This window comes from Rubripirellula obstinata (genome assembly GCF_001642955.1).
GTDB lineage: Bacteria > Planctomycetota > Planctomycetia > Pirellulales > Pirellulaceae > Rubripirellula > Rubripirellula obstinata.
This window is the reverse complement of record NZ_LWSK01000130.1, coordinates 1-14,063: the sequence shown is the minus strand read 5'-3', so window position 1 is coordinate 14,063 and position 14,063 is coordinate 1. Positions and strand designations below refer to the sequence as shown.

13 protein-coding genes are annotated in these 14,063 nt (G+C 53.2%); 6 read left to right on the top strand and 7 right to left on the bottom strand.

The window, feature by feature from the left end; genetic code table 11:
• Positions 1-106 precede the first annotated feature (106 nt).
• From RC85_RS27060 to RC85_RS21595, 5 genes are all read right to left on the bottom strand, one after another.
• Positions 107-247, bottom strand: a complete 141-nt coding sequence (locus RC85_RS27060) for a hypothetical protein (RefSeq protein ID WP_157594000.1) — start codon at positions 245-247, stop codon at positions 107-109.
• Positions 248-534: 287 nt separating this feature from the next.
• On the bottom strand, positions 535-876 hold the full coding sequence (locus RC85_RS21610; RefSeq protein ID WP_235033292.1) for a hypothetical protein: 342 nt from the start codon (positions 874-876) through the stop codon (positions 535-537).
• Between the two features lie 67 nt (positions 877-943).
• On the bottom strand, positions 944-1,669 hold the full coding sequence (locus tag RC85_RS21605) for a polysaccharide lyase (RefSeq protein ID WP_149752771.1): 726 nt from the start codon (positions 1,667-1,669) through the stop codon (positions 944-946).
• A gap of 44 nt (positions 1,670-1,713) precedes the next feature.
• Positions 1,714-3,222 (bottom strand): glycosyltransferase, encoded by a 1,509-nt coding sequence (locus RC85_RS21600; RefSeq protein WP_084422917.1) that lies wholly within the window; start codon positions 3,220-3,222, stop codon positions 1,714-1,716.
• A gap of 34 nt (positions 3,223-3,256) precedes the next feature.
• Positions 3,257-4,927 carry an HlyD family secretion protein gene (locus RC85_RS21595; RefSeq protein WP_068266795.1) on the bottom strand — a complete coding sequence of 557 codons (1,671 nt, stop codon included), beginning with the start codon at positions 4,925-4,927 and terminating at the stop codon, positions 3,257-3,259.
• Positions 4,928-4,975: 48 nt separating this feature from the next.
• Here RC85_RS21595 and RC85_RS27620 point away from each other — a divergent pair, with 48 nt between their 5' ends.
• The 6 genes from RC85_RS27620 (at position 4,976) to RC85_RS21565 (ending at position 12,733) form a co-directional block, all read left to right on the top strand.
• Positions 4,976-5,224: a hypothetical protein gene (locus RC85_RS27620; RefSeq protein ID WP_068266793.1), complete on the top strand. Its 249-nt coding sequence runs from the start codon at positions 4,976-4,978 to the stop codon at positions 5,222-5,224.
• Between the two features lie 48 nt (positions 5,225-5,272).
• Positions 5,273-6,760 (top strand): efflux transporter outer membrane subunit, encoded by a 1,488-nt coding sequence (locus RC85_RS21585; RefSeq protein WP_068266791.1) that lies wholly within the window; start codon positions 5,273-5,275, stop codon positions 6,758-6,760.
• Positions 6,761-7,197: 437 nt separating this feature from the next.
• A complete protein-coding gene (trpS, locus tag RC85_RS21580; RefSeq protein ID WP_068266789.1) occupies positions 7,198-8,160 on the top strand; it encodes a tryptophan--tRNA ligase in 963 nt (320 codons plus the stop codon).
• 43 nt (positions 8,161-8,203) lie between these two features.
• Positions 8,204-8,590, top strand: a complete 387-nt coding sequence (acpS, locus tag RC85_RS21575) for a holo-ACP synthase (protein ID WP_068266787.1) — start codon at positions 8,204-8,206, stop codon at positions 8,588-8,590.
• A 150-nt stretch (positions 8,591-8,740) separates the two neighbouring features.
• Entirely contained in the window at positions 8,741-11,248 is a 2,508-nt protein-coding gene (locus RC85_RS21570) for a PSD1 and planctomycete cytochrome C domain-containing protein (RefSeq protein ID WP_149752773.1), read from the top strand.
• Positions 11,249-11,254: 6 nt separating this feature from the next.
• On the top strand, positions 11,255-12,733 hold the full coding sequence (locus RC85_RS21565) for a DUF1501 domain-containing protein (protein ID WP_068266785.1): 1,479 nt from the start codon (positions 11,255-11,257) through the stop codon (positions 12,731-12,733).
• A 166-nt stretch (positions 12,734-12,899) separates the two neighbouring features.
• Here RC85_RS21565 and RC85_RS21560 read toward each other — a convergent pair whose 3' ends face one another.
• Both RC85_RS21560 and RC85_RS27615 read right to left on the bottom strand, forming a co-directional pair.
• A complete protein-coding gene (locus RC85_RS21560; RefSeq protein ID WP_068266783.1) occupies positions 12,900-13,493 on the bottom strand; it encodes a hypothetical protein in 594 nt (197 codons plus the stop codon).
• Positions 13,494-13,817 (bottom strand): hypothetical protein, encoded by a 324-nt coding sequence (locus RC85_RS27615; protein WP_068266781.1) that lies wholly within the window; start codon positions 13,815-13,817, stop codon positions 13,494-13,496.
• Between the last annotated feature and the right edge of the window lie 246 nt (positions 13,818-14,063).

Genomic DNA, 14,063 nt, shown 5'->3' with positions numbered 1-14,063 from the left:
TTTGTTCGACTTCCCTCGGGATGAGTGACGACACCAATCCGGCAGTAGTTAATACGACGTCTTCTGCGAAAGGCGACACTTATTCCCCGCTCGTTCCTTAGTTCGTTTAGCCGCGTTGGGCATCGCCTGGACTGATGAAAATGCGGTGGGTGATGTTATTCGCGAACCAGTCGAACATTGCAAATTGCAAAATGAACATTGCAAACTGAAAATTCTTGGGAAGCGGTATTTGCTGGTCAATTGACATTTTTCAGTGTTCAATTTGCAATTTGCAATCAACACCGAGGCCGGTCAGCCACAAACCCCCAATCTCGTCCAGTTTCCCTCCACGCAAACATTTTCGTCAGCCCAGGCATCGCCCCGCGCGTTCGGAGCCGCACGACGCGCGGGGCGATGCCCAACGCGGTTAAACGATTTAAAAACCCTTCACGGCGTTGTGCTGCGCACCCGGCACCGAACTGTCGGCCCGCTGGGCCTCACTGTCAGCTCATAGCTTCCCCGCTATTTGACAGTAGGTTATTTCCCTCCGGTTGCCTAAGTTTCTTTGTCGTTTTCGACTTCTTGAAATCGACCTCGGTACAGCAATCGTTCCCACCAACTGGGGATTCGTAATCGCGGGTCGTCCAGGGAAATTGTGTTGCGTTTTCCGCGGCGTGTGCGCAGCTTTAGCCCGTCGTGTTGTACTTCTTCGACAACCCAGAATTTATCGACCATGTATTGATAAGTTTCTCCGCCACTGGACGCGCGCACTTCCTTTGCACGAGGACCTGGTGACTTGCTTATCTTCTGTTTTCGGTAGATGACCCAGTCACCTGCGTTTAATTTCGACGCCGTCATGTTGCTTTCGCCTCCCTTAGATCCGAGAGATTCTGCCATGTGTCGCCAATTTATTCAACGACTGACTTGTATCGAAGCAACAAAAGATTGCATTTCCTTTTCAGCATCAGAGCGTTTTAAAGTCGGCGAAGTCGATGACCTGGTCTTGCTTGGGTGCCCACTCGTCACCGGTTCCGCCGAAGAACGTGCTGAAATAAAAACGATCGACGGGTGCTTGATTGTCACTTTGAAGTCTCAATGAAGACGCATCAAGCACCTTCGCTTGATCGAACCAGACTTCGATTCGCCCATCACGTTCTTGGTCACTGTTGACCGTCACTCTTTGTTTGATCGTGTGCCAAACACCTGGTTTGAAACGAACGCCCAAGGCGAAATCGTCGCCATGCGATTTGCGTTGATCCAAATGGTACAAGTACAGCACCGCGTCACCGCCACGTCGCCACATGAACCTGGCCGACCATCCGTCACCGGTTGGACGACGCTTTCCCGTCGTTGCCGAACCACCGGCAAGTCCGGGCAACTTGCCACCTTTGACAAAGTCAAAATCATTGGCAAATCGAACGCGATACTGAACGGTCTTTGTTTGGGTCGGTGGCAGCGCAAACTTGATCTGAGCGCCGCTGTGCTTGCTGCCCCATCCGCCAGCCGGATAGCTGACACGCAGCACATCGGGCTTGGCATCCTGACGAACTAGTTCCAGACGCCCCGCAGTTTTGGCCCACAGGACCGACGGATTGTGAGACTTCAACGTGTCGCGATCCAGTTTACCCGGTGGCATCGGCGTTGCCATGTTTGCTTTACCAGCAGAGCTTTCCGCATCCGATTGGGACACCGGAAACACCCAGCCGAGCACCAGGATCAAGCAGATTCCCACGGCTATTTCACGCCAACCAAAGCAGCGACAAAGACCAACAGAATCGTAAACGAAAACGCCATCTGCATTTTGGGGATCAAACCATCAAAGAACGATTCGCCGTTGCCGCTGCCGGTGGAAGCTTGACGATGGGAGTCCCATTTTTGGCGATGCAAATGAAACATCGTGTAGATCTTCACAATGCTGCCGACCCATTGGGTGTAAAGCAAAAGCGGAATGTCGGTGAAGCTCATTCGATGACCTTCCAACGTCAGAATTAACGCGTAAGCCAAACGAGCTAGCACGACCAACATGCCGTAGGCAACCAGGTAATAGGGCGACAACCAAAACGCGGCCCAGATTGCAGCGACCGGACCGAGCAAACTGGTAAACATCGAAATCCGCTGATCGAGGTGGCACCACCAAATGAATGGTTTTTGACAGCCCATGCCCAAGCGGATCGCACGTCCGTTGTTGCGCAGCATATTACCGAACCAACGATGCATCTTTTTGATGCTCATTGAAATTGGCTTGGGGCCTGAATCTTCCATGCAAAAAATATGTGCGTCCGGCACGTACAACATTTGGCATCCGCGTTTTAGCAGACAGTACCAAGTGCTTTTGTCGTCACCGGTGACGAATTTAATCTCGCCGTGCAGCCAATGCTTGATGCGATCGTTTTCCAGATAGCTGACAAACTCGTCCGTGAAAGCTTCCTTGGCGCGAACGATGCTGAACCGACCGGTCAAAACCAACAATTGGCTGGAAAGGCTTTGCGACTTCATCATTCGATGTCGCATCGAAAAACGTAGCGTGTACCACTTTCGATACATCCAATTGCCCTTGGTGACCGAAATGTTGTCGGTCGTGACAGCGCCCAAAAGTGGCTTTAGTGCGAACAACGGCAAACACTTGTTCATAATTCCGTCGCCCAAAACGGTGTCACCATCCATCAGGACCACGACGTCGTTGTCGTCGACGCTTTCGCTCATTAAACGCGACATGCAATCCGCCATCCCACCGCGTTTGCCGCCGTGTTGACGAACGTACCGAACTTCCACATTCGACAGAGCATCACGTTCCGCGATCAGGCTCTGGAAAATTGCGTCATCGTCTTCGCTGCCCGCGTTGACGATGATGATCACTTGCGAAGTGATCGACGCAGATTCATCCAGCACCGAACTGAGCATCTTGCGAGAGACTTCTGGTTTTTCACCGGCGGTCGGGATAATGAAGTAGACCCGCTTTGGCATCTTCTGTTCCGCCGGCAATTGGTCTGCCTCGAAACGAATTTTTGGATACATGTAATGTTCGTAGATCAACGCACGGATGCAGTGAGTGATCACGCAACCGTAGCGGAAGATGCCGATGAAGCCGATCACGACGATCGATTCCAGCGGAATCCGCTGGGCTTTTTCGGGCAGAGAAACAAATACCAGGATCAACAAGAAAAGATATCCCGCCACGATCGGGATCGCCCGGATTAAACGAGCAGTGGTGGAGATGTCGTAACGAATGCTAGAAGCGGACATGGGTGCGGCTAATGATAAAAGTGCGGAAGAAAAACTACTTCGTCATGGCAACCTTGACGGTCTTCTCTGAATCTTCCGTGTCCCAATAGGTCGCGATTTTTTCGTTGACCCAGCTCTTCAAATCCTTCAAGTGATCTTTCACTCGTACCGTCATGTTTAGTCGCAAACCCGATGGAATGGGTTGTCCATTCAAGTCGATGGCGACACGAATCGGAACTTCCAGTGGTCCGCCGCGGAAATCGGCGTTGTAACCACCACGTTCGTAAACAGCTCGGTGGCCGATGCCTTCGACGGTACCGGTGGTGGTAATTCCAAGCGACGGAAACTCAATTTCAACCGGATGACCGGGTCTGATTTCTGGAGCCAAATGGGCGGCGACGTGGCCGATCGCCCAATCGCCATCTTCTGCACTGACGGCCAACATTTGATCAGCAACCTTCAATGTTTCGCCCTCATTCCGATAGATCGCGTAAATGGTTCCGTCGGCGGGCGCGTGCAGCTCAACCGGTTCGGCCAACTGATGCAGCACTTCCCGCGATTGCGTCAATTCCTTGCACGCGGCTTCGGCCAAAGCGACTTTAGTTTTCAGTTCGCCCATTGGATTGCTCGCACCGTTCTCGTTGACCAAAATTTTGGAACGAGCTGCTTCCTTGGCGAACTTTAGTGTTTCGATCACTGCGGCTTGACGAAGCTTTTCTGCCTGGGCCGTCGCGATGAATGCTTTGGCTTCGTCTACTTCCGCTAACGCAACATTCCCCTTGGCAATCAACGGTTGAAGCCGTGAAAGTTGGGCGTTTGCCGCGGCCAACTGTGCGTTGGCACTATTCAGTTCCGCCTCAGCGACACTCAGATCGCGGGCAACTTTCATCTCAGTAAATTTGAATGTCTCGCTCAGTTGCTTTGCTTCTTCTTGGTAGGCTTGCAACTCGCTTTCGGCTCGCTGCAGTTTGGATTCGACGAGCGCCAATTCGGTTTCGGCAAGATCATTTGATAAACGAGCGACGGTGTCGCCGCGATGAACTACCTGACCAGCCTTGACCAACACCTCAGTCAACTGTGCTTGTTGCGGCGAATTGACGGGCATGTAGCCACCCATCATGACACTGTTGCTGACGGCGACGGTCGATCGCGACTGAACCATGTAAATCACCCAACCGGCAACCAGCAACATGGAAGCGGCAAGCATGAACATCGCCACCATCTTCTTCAGCGTCCCTGCTTTGGGAGCAGCCGCTTTTGATTCGTTCTGCTTCGCTCCGCCTGCACCGCCGCGAGCCAAATCGTCGTACGACAAATTGTGCAGTTCGTCCTTGGATGCCCCGGTCAGCAGACTTTGAATCCGTGCCAACTGCTCTCGGCCTTGAATGGACAAGTCAAAGAAACCGACCCGAACCCGATCTCCATCAACGCGGCGCGGACGAAACTGGATCTGAATCGTTTCGTTGATCACGTTGCTTTCGTCGCCGGTCTCGCCCGATCGGCTCAGGATCAATCCGTGCAATGTTTCGGGTGCAGCGTCTGGATTGAAACGACTGGCAAGATCGGCCGACTGAACGTCGAACACATATTCATCTAACTCCAAAACCTCGTAAAGCTTGCCATCCCACTGCAGACAAATGGGTGCCGCGATGTTGTCGGTCTTGGGCCAATCACCGAAAACAGAGCTTTTTTCGTTGGAATCGAGCGTGAGCGTGGGTGTTGTCATGGGAGCGAATGGAAAATCGGAGGCGGTAGAATCGATAGAATTGGTAGGATGATACGCAGCGAAATCACGAACGCAATCGCAACCTATATCCCCTATCCGGCCCAGAACCTTGTTTTCCCGGTGCGTTTTGCCGACGTGGAGGGGTCTGGCACCGCTACAGGTGTCGTTAGGTTCATCTATCACCCCTTTGAGCAGATTTCGCTTTGTAGGGATTTTCTTGGTTTTGCCTGTTTGAACTTTTCCATCCATCGCGTGACGCGTCATTTGCCGACGATAGCCATGGGTCCGCAAGGATGACGGCCCCGATTTCGGCCAAGACAGGATGTTCAAGTGCCAAAGTTCTCCATGACGGAACCCCTAGCCAAACGCATTGGGGCCAAACGCATTGGGATCGCGATCACTTTACTGATTGCGACCTTTTCAACCGTTGGCTGCCAGACCGTCGGCCCGGATTACGGAGGCGTGACGTCGCCGGCGATGTCGCAATCGTTCTTTCAGGAGGCCACTCGCACATCGGACAACCCGATGTACCAACCCACGCCGATCAGTTGGGATTCGTTTGGCGACATGACCTTGCAAGGCCTGATTGCCAGAGCGATGCAGGACAATCCAAGCGTTGAAGAGCTATCGTGGCGGATCAACGAAGCACGCAACGTGGTTCGTATTGTTAGCGGCCAAGCCGATCCCTTCGCGGATGGAATTGCCGGCTATGAACGGCGCAAACGAAGTGCCAACGCGCAACCATTCGTTGGCAGCAACGGCCAACCCTTCAACTTCCTTTCCGTTGGTCTCAACTCGCGATGGGAAATTGATCTCGTCGGCCGCATTGCTCGCGAAACCGAAGCAGCAGTTGCTGATTATCAGGCAACACAGGAAGACCTCAACGACCTGCGCCGAGTCCTAGCGGGCGACATCGCGCGTGCCTACGTCACCTTGCGTCTCAATCAAGAACTGTATCAACAGAACGAGACCAACCTTAAAATTCAACAAAGGTCGGTCGACGAAGTCCAGGGCCGCATCGAGGCGGGCAAGGTCGGCAAGCTGGATTTAGTGCAATTGCAAAGCCGCATTGGGCTGACCGAATCGGATACTCCGGTGTTTGAACAAGCGATCGCTCAGAGCTTTCACTTGTTGGCACTGTTGGTCGGCAGCACTCCTGGTGATGACCTCAGTTTCCTGCTGCGACCGAAGTCACAATTAATCATTCCAGCGTTTGCACCGGAGCTGCCTGCGAATCTGATTCGTCGTCGCCCGGACGTACGTCGCACCGAACGCGAAGTCGCCGCCGCGTGTGCAAGAATCGGAGTCGCCGAGGCAGAGTTCTATCCACGGCTCAACTTGTTGGGCACTCTCACTTTTGATTCTCGCAAGCTTTCAAATCTGTTGGACTACGACAGTTTGGTGTTTGCCGTTGGTCCGGGTGTATCGTGGAACATTTTGTCGTTGGGCCGGATCGAAAGCCAAGTCAACGTTCAAAAGGCTCAGCTTAAACAGGCGTGTGCAAGGTATCGCCAATCGGTGTTGCTGGCCGTGTCCGAGGTGGAAGATGCGTTGGTGGCCCAGGATCAGCAACGACGGCGAATCAACCTTTTGACGCAAACGGTGGATGACGCCGCGGAATCGGTCGAATTGGCCATTGACCAGTACAAAGCCGATAAAGCCTCCTTGGAACGAGTCGTCTCGAACCAGCAGCGATTGCTGCAAGCTTCACTGGCTTTGGCTCAGGCCCGCGCGGAGGCGAGCATCGCTTCGGTGAATCTGTACCAAGCAATCGGCGGTGGCGATGTGCAGTTATCGCCTTGGCAATGTGCCGTTTCTGGTTGCATGCAGTAATTTCCCCTCGCTATCAGCCGTAATTTTTCCTCGCTATCGATGCAGCGGCGGGGCAAATCACTTTTTGAAGCTGGGGATTTTTCGTAACCCGCAGCGTAAGCAAGGGATCTCGTCAATCCCTTGCTAACGCTGCTAGGCTGTGAAGCTATTTCATTCTTAAACGTAAACTTGAACTTCAACCTAAACTTTCGCCGTGAGATTTGAAGTTTAAGAAAAAGGTTGAAGTACAAGTTTTGGGATTGCTCATTTATTCACACCTATGCGGGCTAGGATTTCATTGCCCAACCCAGATTAAAAAAATATGTTGCCCTGCGATGCAGCAGCGGGGGCTTTTCGACAGGGCTGCTGTTGCGTCACAATCTTGGATTGGTAACAAAACGCTTCAACGGTACCGCTGTGGCCGACACAAGCTTTCACTTTCAAGTCGCGATTGATTCATGCGAGTTCTTTCGGGGATCCAACCCACCGGCCGTCCCCACTGGGGAAATTTCTTCGGAGCGATCCGGCAATACATTGACCTGCAAGAAGAGAATGACGGCTACTACTTCATCGCCGACCTTCATGCGCTGACCACGGTTCGCGATCCCGAATTGCTGCGCGGCTACGTCTTGGATGCTGCACTTGATTTGTTGGCGCTCGGTCTGGACCCGGCCAAAGCGACGATGTTCGTGCAATCGGAAGTTCCCGAAGTCAGCGAGCTGAATTGGTTGTTGCTATCGGGCGCGCCGATGGGATTGCTGGAACGGTGCCACGCCTACAAAGAAAAGAAAGACAAAGGCATCGCAGCCAATGCAGGCTTGTTCACCTACCCGGTTTTAATGTCCGCCGACATTTTGGCTTACGACAGCGAGATCGTGCCCGTCGGTGAGGATCAGGTTCAACACATCGAAGTCTGCCGCGACTTAGCAGGCAGTTTCAACCATTCGTTTGGCGAGACCTTTGTGCTGCCAAAAGCCAAAACGCTAGACGTTGGTGCCAAGGTGCCCGGCACTGATGGACAAAAGATGAGTAAGAGCTACGACAACACGCTGCCCTTGTTTGGTGAAGTCAAGAAAATCCGCAAGCAGATCATGCGGATCACCACCGACAGCCGACCGATGGAAGACGCAAAGGAACCCGAGGGCGATCATCTTTACGATCTGTACCGGTTGTTCGCCGATGATGAATCTATCGCAGAAATGGCGGCGATGTATCGTCGTGGTGGGTTTGGTTATGGCGAAGTGAAAAAGGCCGTCGCCGAGGCCAGTGAAACCTTCTTTGCAGACGCTCGCCAGAAGCGAACGGAACTGGAAAACAACCTGGACTACGTCCACCAAACCCTTCGCGACGGTGCCGAACAGGCAAGAAGCGTCGCGGGCGAGGTTCTTTCACGGGCCCAAAAAGCTTGTGGGATTCGGTAACGGTTTACCACCAATCCGCGTCAAGCTCAGTTAGAATGATCCCATGGCAATCCTGGGTACCGGTACTGAAATCATTGAATGTCTTCGCATCCAAAAGATGGTGGAAGCGCACGGTGAACAATTTCTCGAACGCGTCTACACCAGCGGCGAGATCGAGCACTGCCTGGCGACCGTCAACTCGACCCAGAATTTAGCCAAACGCTGGGCCGCCAAAGAAGCCACGATGAAAGCGATGCGATGCCGACACCAAGGCGTTCGCTGGACCGATATCGAGGTGATTGTTGCCACTGGTGAATCCCCCATGATTGTCTTGGGCGGGGCTGCGGTTCGCTGGGCACAACAGGTTGGAATCGAAACGCTGCATGTATCCATGGGCGCATGCCGAACTCACGCAACCGCCTACATTTTGGCGACAGACGAGATGGAATAGACGCAACGTCGCGTTTGAGCCAGCGAGCTTTACTTTCACCGCTTTCGGTCCCGTTTTTCTTTTCTGGGACAACGAATGACCAAGCACGGTTATAATCGGAGTTGGATCTAGCATCCCGCCTGCACCTCCCGCCTGCACCCCACCCGCAAAATGATTCGATTCATTCTGGTCACAATCTTGTCTGCTGGACTTTGGTTGGCCCCAAGTCTTTTGATCACCGCCGCTGCGGAAGCACCAGAAGCGTCCAAAGATCTGTCTTTCAAACGAGATGTCAGACCGATTCTTTCCAACCACTGCTTCGCCTGCCACGGTCCCGACGAAAACCATCGCGCCGCTGGCGTTCGCTTGGACGTTGCCGATGAAGTGGACCTGGATGAAGTGCTCGACCGAATTCAATCCGATGATCCAGACATCGTCATGCCACCGCCAGAGATGAACAAGCCGCTGAGCCCAGCGAAAGTGGAAACACTCGCCAGGTGGATTGAAGACGGTGCCGAGTATGAACAGCACTGGGCCTATGTTCCACCAAGTGCCACCGAACCGCCGATCGTCAATCTGCCGAAAAACACTGCCGATAGCGATGTCTCAATCAGTAACGAGTGGACGAAGAATCCAATTGATCGGTTTGCTCTGGCTCGAATGCAAAGCGAGGACTTGCACCCGAGCCCGAGAGCCGACAAACGAACCCTGATCCGGCGGGCGACTTTTGACCTGACCGGATTGCCGCCTACGGTAAACGAGATCAATGATTTTTTGGCTGACACTTCCGACGATGCATTTCCCAACTTGGTGGAACGACTGATTGCCAAGCCGGCTTTTGGCGAACACTTAGCTCGTTATTGGCTGGACCTGGTTCGCTTTGCCGACACCAATGGGCTACACCACGACCACTATCGCGAAATGTCGCCCTACCGCGATTGGGTCATTCGATCGTTTAACGAAAATAAACCCTTCGACCAATTCATCAAGGATCAAATTGCCGGCGATTTGAACGACGATCCGACGCGAGAACAACTGATTGCATCGGGGTTCAATCGACTGCATTTGATCATTGACGTTGGCACCGCTTTGCCGGAAGAAAGTGCGTTTCGGAACATGGTCGACCAGGTTTCCGCGGTGGGCACCGCGATGATGGGATTAACGATGCAGTGCGCTGTTTGCCACGATCACAAGTATGATCCGATCACGCAGAAAGACTTTTACCAGATGTCGGCGTTCTTCAACAACTTCGACGGTGAACCGGAAACTGGCAGACGGGGCTCTTCTGATTTTCCCCGCGGCATCCAACCGCCATACATCAATTTGTGTACTCCCGAGCAAGATGCCGAGATTGAAAGATTAGAAGAAGCTGTCCGCGTCGCACGAGCCGCCGAAAAGGCGATTCGCAACAAAGCCGAAAGCAGCAAGGTTGATCAAGACGACGAAAACATAATCACCAAAGAAGAAGCCGATTCACTGATCGAAGCTTTGGAACCAACGCTGAAAGAGGTCATAGAAGCTAGAGACAGTTTCCTGAGTCAGATTCCGGCTGCGATGATAATGAAGGATCATGATGACGTGCGTCCGGCCCACATCATGGTTCGCGGTGCATACGACCAACCCGGCGAAGAGGTTACCACGGGCACGCCGGATTTTCTGCCGCCCATGCCGGAAACGGACGCTCGGAAAACACGAATGGATTTGGCCGATTGGCTGATCGATCCATCCAACCCATTAACCGCACGGGTCGCCGTCAATCGTTTTTGGCAGCAACTCTTTGGCGTTGGCCTGGTCAAAACATCCGAAGACTTTGGTTCACAGGGAGAATCGCCCAGCCATCCAGAGCTTCTTGATTTCTTGACGGTTCGTTTCGTCGAATCCGGCTGGGATGTGAAATCTCTGCTGCGGCAGATCGTCCTAACGCAAACCTATCAGCAATCCTCGCGGGCTGACCAACGGCAGTTTGTGGAAGATCCCGACAATCGGCTGCTCGCGCGAGGTTCACGATATCGGCTAGATGCTGAAATGGTTCGTGACCAAGTGTTTTCGGTTTGTGGTTTGTTGAACACTTCGATGTATGGCAAGAGCGTCAAACCTCCTCAACCCAAGGGTCTTTGGAAAATCGTCAGTATGCCTTCCTCGTACCCGAGCACCTTCACCGCTGATACCGGCGACGCAATTTACAGGCGTAGTCTGTATACATTTTGGAAACGCGGATTTGCTCCGCCACAGTTGACGATTTTTGACGCACCGACTCGCGAAAGCTGTATCGCGCGGCGTGAACGAACCAATACGCCGCTGCAAGCATTGATGATGATGAACGAAGAACAGTTCTTTGCCGCGGAGATGTACTTGGCAAAACAACTGCTTGATCAATCTGAATTGACGTCCGAGGAAAGAATCGTGTTGGCCTATGAAACGGTCACATCACAGATCCCCAGCCAGATCACCCGCGAAGAGCTGGACTTGGGTCTACAACAATTTCGAGCAGCATTCGAGCAGCAGCCGGTCTTGGCCGAAGAGATGATCGCCGGTGCCGGGAAGTCAGCGATGCAGGCCGGCGAGAGTATTGCCAACGCCATCAAGATCGATGCACCGCAAGAGCAAGTCGAACTCGCCGCTTGGACCATGCTGGTCCATTCACTGCTGAATTTAGACATCACGAAGACTCGCGAGTAAACAATCATGAACTCAAAAAACGTTTTGTCTGCAATCGAACATGCCGAGATCAGTCAGTTCAATCGGTTGCAAGATCGCCGCCAGTTCCTGAAGACCTCCGGCGTGGGGCTCGGTTCGGCTGCCATGGCGTCGATTGCGATGCAGTCGGATGCATCCGCGTCTACTTCAACAGACGGCCTGCATTTTCCGGCGAAAGCCAAGCGTGTCATTTTCCTGTTCATGGCCGGTGCTCCCAGCCAAATCGATCTATTCGATTACAAGCCGGACTTGGCCGACCAGTTCAAAAAGCCGCTGCCAGAAAGCATTACGATGGGGCAGCGTGTTACTGCAATGACCAGGGGCCAGGACAAGTTGGTCGCACCGTCGATGTTCAAGTTTGCTCGCGCGGGCGAGAACGGCACCTACATGAGCGAACTGCTGCCTCACTTGACCGGCATTGTTGACGAATTGTGCTTTGTAAAGTCGATGCATACCGATGCAATCAATCACGACCCTGGCAAAACACTCATTTGCACCGGATCTGAAATTCCCGGCTCTGCCAGCATGGGTGCGTGGTTGAGCTACGGCCTGGGACGGATGAATGAAAACCTGCCGGATTTCGTGGTCCTCAATTCAGCGTTTTGGAACGGCGACAAGCAAAACGTCCAAGCTCTCTACAGCCGGCTTTGGGGCAGCGGGTACTTGCCATCGAAACATCAAGGCGTGTCGTTCCAACCGTCCGGGGATCCGGTCTTGTTTTTGTCCAACCCAGCGGGAGTCGATCGAGAGAACCGCGGACGAATGTTGGACCTGGTTACAAAATTAAACCGCGAACACCTTGCCAAGATCGGTGATCCAGAAATTCAAACGACCATCGCACAACAAGAAATGGCGTTTCGCATGCAAGCGTCGGTACCCGAATTGACCGACATGTCGGATGAGTCGAAAGAAACGCTGGCGATGTACGGGCCCGAGGTTGAGAAGTCCGGTTCGTTCGCTCGCAATTGTTTGTTAGCCCGGCGAATGATCGAACGTGATGTTCGCTTTGTGCAGTTGTTCCATCGCGGCTGGGATCATCATCGGGGCTTGCCCGATAAACTGCGTGGTCAGTGCATGGACGTGGACCAACCCTGCGCCGCCTTGGTGACCGACTTGAAGAAACGTGGTTTGCTGGACGATACGTTGGTCGTCTTTGCTGGCGAGTTTGGGCGAACGACGTACTGCCAAGGCAAACTCACCCACGACAATTACGGCCGCGACCATCACCCGCGTTGCTTTACCGCATGGATGGCCGGTGGCGGAGTCAAACCTGGGTTCGAGTACGGAAAGACCGACGAATACAGTTACAACATCATCGAAAATCCCGTCCACGTTCGCGACCTAAACGCCACGATCCTGCATCAACTAGGTATCGACCACAACCGCCTGACCTTCCCCTACCTAGGTCTAGACCAAAAACTAACCGGCGTGAAAGAAAGTCACGTGATCAAGGACATCTTGTTGTAGTTGTGGTCCGCATTGAACAGAACGGCCGATCAACTAAAAGTAGGCCGTAGCGAGTGAAGCGAGTTACGGCGTCTTTCTGCAACGCTGCCGTAACTCGCTTCACTCGCTACGGCCTACAGAAAAGCTTGACATTTGGGATAGCTGCACGCTGTCAAAATCCCATGGATCAACCATCGGGATCGTCGATCAAGTCCTGTAGCCGAGCTTGTAGCTGCGGCGAATACTTTGGCAACCAGGTTTCATCGATGATTCCGATCGAAATCATGTCGAGCAAATGAACTTGATCCTTGCGACGATAGGACGTCAGTTTCATTTTGACCAGTTTTTCCAGCGGCAGTGTTTTTGCGTCTTCGATCAACACATATTCGTCCACGTCTGGCGCGGCTTCGGTGTACTCTTCGCGAACTTTCTTATTAGCGAAAATCACGTGCACCGCGTCGCGTGCTTTTGCGCCAGGTCCGTCCAGGAACATGGTCACACTAGCGGCGCGGCGATAGATAAACCCTTCTTGCTCGACTGCTTTGATTGCCGCCGGTAAATCGGATTCATTGATCAGGATATCGACATCGCGAGTGTTACGAACGACGGACTCATCGACTTGCGCCACCCAGTGCTGGACGGCGTTGCCGCCGATGATGGCGTAGGGCAAGTTCGCGTTGTTGAGTGCCCGCGTAACGCGTCGCATGCGGTCTTTGACAATTTCCACGCTGCGATTGATCCTTTCCCAGAGCTCATCGCCTGAGTATTTGATTTCGATCATTTAGTATCCGCCCGCAATCGAGCCTTCTTCGGTGGCACCGCGGTCACCTTCGGCAACGTAGCTGAGTTCTTTTGCCGCCGGGTCTTGGGTGACGGTGATCTTGTACGTTTGCCCTTCGGCATCCGTGCCGCTGCCAGTCAGCCCACCGCTCGCGGGAACCAATTCGAGCGACTCAAGCTTCATTTTTTCTTGCAGTTTGCTCTGGACCGTTGCCTGGTCCCAGTTCCCCGGGTTCGACTGATTACAGCCGACGAAACCGAAGGCCGGAATCAAAAGAAGGATGGCAAATTGGACAGAGTGGATTCTGGTGCGGGGATTCTTCATTTCGTGTCTCAGCTAAAGCGGGATTCGTGTTACGCCTCGGGCTCTATGTTACCATGGCAGCGTCCAATGTGTTTATCGAAGCGTTTAGGAACTGTCCCGAAACAAGTTCCGTATTTGTCGAGATCTTTCGTAGCTGGGCCCGCCAGGGTTCAGTCGGGTACAACTCAACGCCGTGAAGAGTTTTTATCCAGTAAAAACCCATTGTTTTGTTTAGCCGCGTGGGCATCGCCCCGCGCGTTTCGCCCC